Origin of the sequence: Candidatus Rhabdochlamydia sp. W815, assembly GCF_018642185.1 — a bacterium.
Taxonomy (GTDB): Bacteria; Chlamydiota; Chlamydiia; order Chlamydiales; family Rhabdochlamydiaceae; genus Rhabdochlamydia; species Rhabdochlamydia oedothoracis.
The window spans coordinates 1-3,666 of record NZ_JAAVTY010000130.1 but is presented as its reverse complement, the minus strand read 5'-3'; the positions used below and the strand labels follow the sequence as shown (position 1 = coordinate 3,666).

Below are 3,666 nucleotides of genomic sequence, written 5' to 3'. Positions count from 1 at the left end.
AAAGACTCGTTTAGGAGACTGGGAACTAGATACAGTCATAGGGGCAAGACATAAAGGCGTAATTGTATCAATGGTAGAAAGAACTTCCAAGCTAAATTAAGCTCGCCAAAGTTTCTCATAAAACTGCAGAGGAAGTAAGTCAAGCGTTAATTGAACAATTTAAACCTATCAAAGATTTTGTACACACATTAACAGCAGACAACGGAAAAGAATTTGCCTATCACCAAATGGTTAGTTTCGAGCTAGAGTCAGACTTTCTACTTTGCAACGCCCTACCATTCTTGGGAAAGAGGCTTAAATGAGCATACAAACGGACTAGTTAGGCAATATTTTCTTAAAACACAAAGCTTTTTAGATACGACTTCCAAGGATATGGAAAGGGTGGAAACTTATACTAAATAACAGACCCAGAAAGGCTCTCAACTTCGAAACTCCAATAGAAGTGTTTAGGAGATTATCTACAAACATGCTATGCTCAGTTGCACAATAGATGTTTTTTCAAGTATTTATATGTTCTTTTTTGTGCACTTCGAGATTGAAAGGGCCTTCTAACTTCTTTGACAAACGAAAACTGGCGTGCTTAGTATGACACAAGAACCTGTGCAGATCATATATTTAAATGGGCCATCGAGTAGCGGAAAGACAACTCTTGCAAAAGCATTACAACATGCATTTGAAGAACCTTTTTTGCATATTGGGATCGATAAGATCATTGGCTAGATGCCAGAGAAAGTCAATGATTGGAAAGGGGGAGAAGCTCCTATCGGATACAGTTGGAAGAAAAGTGAAGATGCATCTGGCAATCCTATTCAGGAACTACAAGTAGGTCCGTACGCTCAAAAGATAGGCAAAACATTCCAAGAGGTAGTCCTTGCCCTTGCCAAAATGGGTCATCATCTTATTATTGATGATGTCTCTTTCGGCAAACAACAGCTTGACGAATGGAAGAAAACTCTAAAAAACTTCCCAGTTTTATGGGTTGGAGTAAATGCTCCCCTCTCTGTTTTGGAACAGAGGGAAAAAGAAAGAGGTAATCGTATTCCAGGATCAGCAAGGGGACAGTTTAATAAAGTACATGTTGGTGCTACATACGACTTAGAGATAGATACACATCATGCAAGCATTAGTGAAAATACTGAAAAAATTAAGTCCATTGCATATCGAACGAGAAAATAGTAGAACTAGGTCCTCAATATCAACGAGCGCATTACTCCTTGCTCTACATTTAAGATTGCTTTAAGCTTAATGGGATATGATGCAGGGGTTTTACAAGACGAAAAGACTCCAACTTGGTTGTTTCAAGAAAGTTATGATCATTTCTTAGAATCATGGAAAACTCCACAATCTTGGATGAAAACCTCTTGCGTTTGGTTTTCCCGCATTTTAGCAACACAATTGGGATGGGAGAATATGCAAAAATATCTGAGCTTATTAGAATACGGCAATTCAAATCTATGGGCTAATTCCAAAAAAGTGCCCTAGGGGGTGGAAATGTAGGATGTCTCCTCAAGAATTTGAAACAAGATGGATGAATCAGCAAAGCATTCGTGTTTTTGCTGTCTAAAAAAAGGTGACAAGATCCATTGTTATAATTACCACCGTTAGAATATAACAAGATTTTAAGTAAATTCTTCTACTATTTCTGGTTCTATCCATTGCCCATGTTTTTTGATAAGTTCAATTAAGCGATTATCGGCATGAGTAAAATCAATATCTTTCTCCACACAGGTTTTCCCAAGATAGAGATCGATCTTCCCTGGCTTAGATCCAACGTAACCAAAGTCCGCATCTGCCATTTCTCCTGGGCCATTTACAATACAACCCATGATAGCAATTTTCACACCAGGAAGATGTGAAGTACGCGCACGGATACGCTTAGAAACATCTTGAAGATCAAAAAGCGTTCTACCACAACTTGGACAAGAGATAAAATCGGTTTTGAAAGAGCGCATTCTTGTAGATTGCAAGATAGTAAAACTTAAATTTCTTAAGAAATCAAAATCATACGGACCCTTTAGCCAGATTCCATCCCCTAAGCCATCGCAAAGAAGCGCTCCTAGCTCTGCAGAGGATTGAATAATAAAATCTTCTTGAATACAGCTATAGTTAAAGTGCAAAATCACAGGAAGGTGTAGCTTTTGCATTTGAAGCCAATAAAAAAACTGCCTACAGTAATGCAATCGATGATCTTCTGGCGCTAAAACAATAAGCGCTGGTTGTGTCTTTAAAAGTTTTTCCCATTCTGTAGAGGATTCGTTTTTTATGATAACAGCTAATAAAGATGGTGCAGGAGCTAGCTTATCAAGTTCTGATAAAGAAATAAGCTTAACTCCGCCTTCAATGGGATTATAGGAAAACACGCTCATTCCCATTTCTTGCAAATGCTTGAGAATAGGAGTATTAAAATTAACATCCTTATCTAAAACAATACAATCAGCACTAGTTCTTTTAAGTTTAGGAAGGCTTAGCTGAATATCACATCCTAATTTTTTATAAAAATCGCAATCTTCTACATCACTCTTATTGACACTGATAAAGACTGTTCCATCTCTATGCAAAGAAATATTTCTTGGTAAATTAACTGTGCGTCGCTCTATCTTTTCGATATTACGATAGATCTCTTCAAAAGGAGGCATCCCCTGCTTTTTTTCATATGTAGAAGCCAATGCAACAAGGCGTTGACAAGGGTCGATTTCATGCCAAGGATCTTCTGTTAGAGAAATACGAATGGTATTGCCTATTCCATCTAGCAAAAGTGAGCCAATCCCCATAGCTGATTTAACTCGGCCATCTTCTCCCTCTCCTGCCTCTGTAACTCCTAAATGCAGAGGATAATCCCATCCCAAAGACATCATTTCAGCAACTAAAAGCCGATAGGCTAAAATCATTACCTGTGGATTAGATGACTTCATCGAAAACATAAAATCATGAAAATCGTTCTTACGACAAACTCTTGCAAATTCCAATGCTGACTCCACCATTCCTTGTGGTGTATCGCCATAACGGTTCATAATACGGTCAGACAAAGAACCATGATTTGTACCTATACGCATGGCTCTCTTCAAAGATTTGCATTTTTCTACAAGAGAAGTAAATTTTTCTTCAATTTTTTCTATTTCTTTTGCATAAGATGCATCATCGTATTCTCTCGTTTTAAATGAAGCTCTTCTATCTACGTAATTACCAGGATTTACCCTCACTTTATCAACAAAATCCACAACACGCATCGCAGCAGGAGGGAAAAAATGTATATCTGCAACAAGAGGAATTGTATAACCACGCTGAAGAAGTCCACTTTTAATACCCTCACAAGCATCAGCTTCTTTCATCCCTTGAACCGTTACCCTAGCAATTTCACAACCTGCATCAGCAAGTCGAATAATCTGATCTATGGTAGCTTGGACATCACGTGTGCTAGAGGTGGTCATAGATTGAATACGTATAGGATTGTTTCCCCCAACCCCTACTTTACCCACCATAACCTCGCGTGTTTTCCACCTCTTTGTCTTATAAGTAGATTCGCAATATTTAATCATAGGCCCTTTCAACCTTGAAGTGCACAAAAAATAACGTAATAAATACTTGAAAAAACATCTATTGTGCACCCGAGCATAGCATGTTTGTAGATAATCTCCTAAACACTTCTAGTGGAGTTTCGAAGTTGAG

General features: G+C 38.1%; 2 protein-coding genes and 1 pseudogene. 2 read left to right on the top strand and 1 reads right to left on the bottom strand.

Annotation, left to right across the window (positions count from 1 at the left end; translation table 11 throughout):
* The first annotated feature begins 585 nt into the window (after window positions 1-585).
* A pseudogene (locus RHOW815_RS07340) lies at window positions 586-1,176 on the top strand (chloramphenicol phosphotransferase CPT family protein).
* An 18-nt stretch (window positions 1,177-1,194) separates the two neighbouring features.
* Window positions 1,195-1,482, top strand: coding sequence for a penicillin-binding transpeptidase domain-containing protein (locus RHOW815_RS07335; protein WP_215217669.1), 288 nt, complete (start codon window positions 1,195-1,197; stop codon window positions 1,480-1,482).
* 137 nt (window positions 1,483-1,619) lie between these two features.
* Here the strand turns inward: RHOW815_RS07335 and ispG are convergent, their stop codons facing one another.
* On the bottom strand, window positions 1,620-3,536 hold the full coding sequence (gene ispG / locus RHOW815_RS07330; RefSeq protein WP_215217666.1) for a (E)-4-hydroxy-3-methylbut-2-enyl-diphosphate synthase: 1,917 nt from the start codon (window positions 3,534-3,536) through the stop codon (window positions 1,620-1,622).
* Window positions 3,537-3,666: the final 130 nt, after the last annotated feature.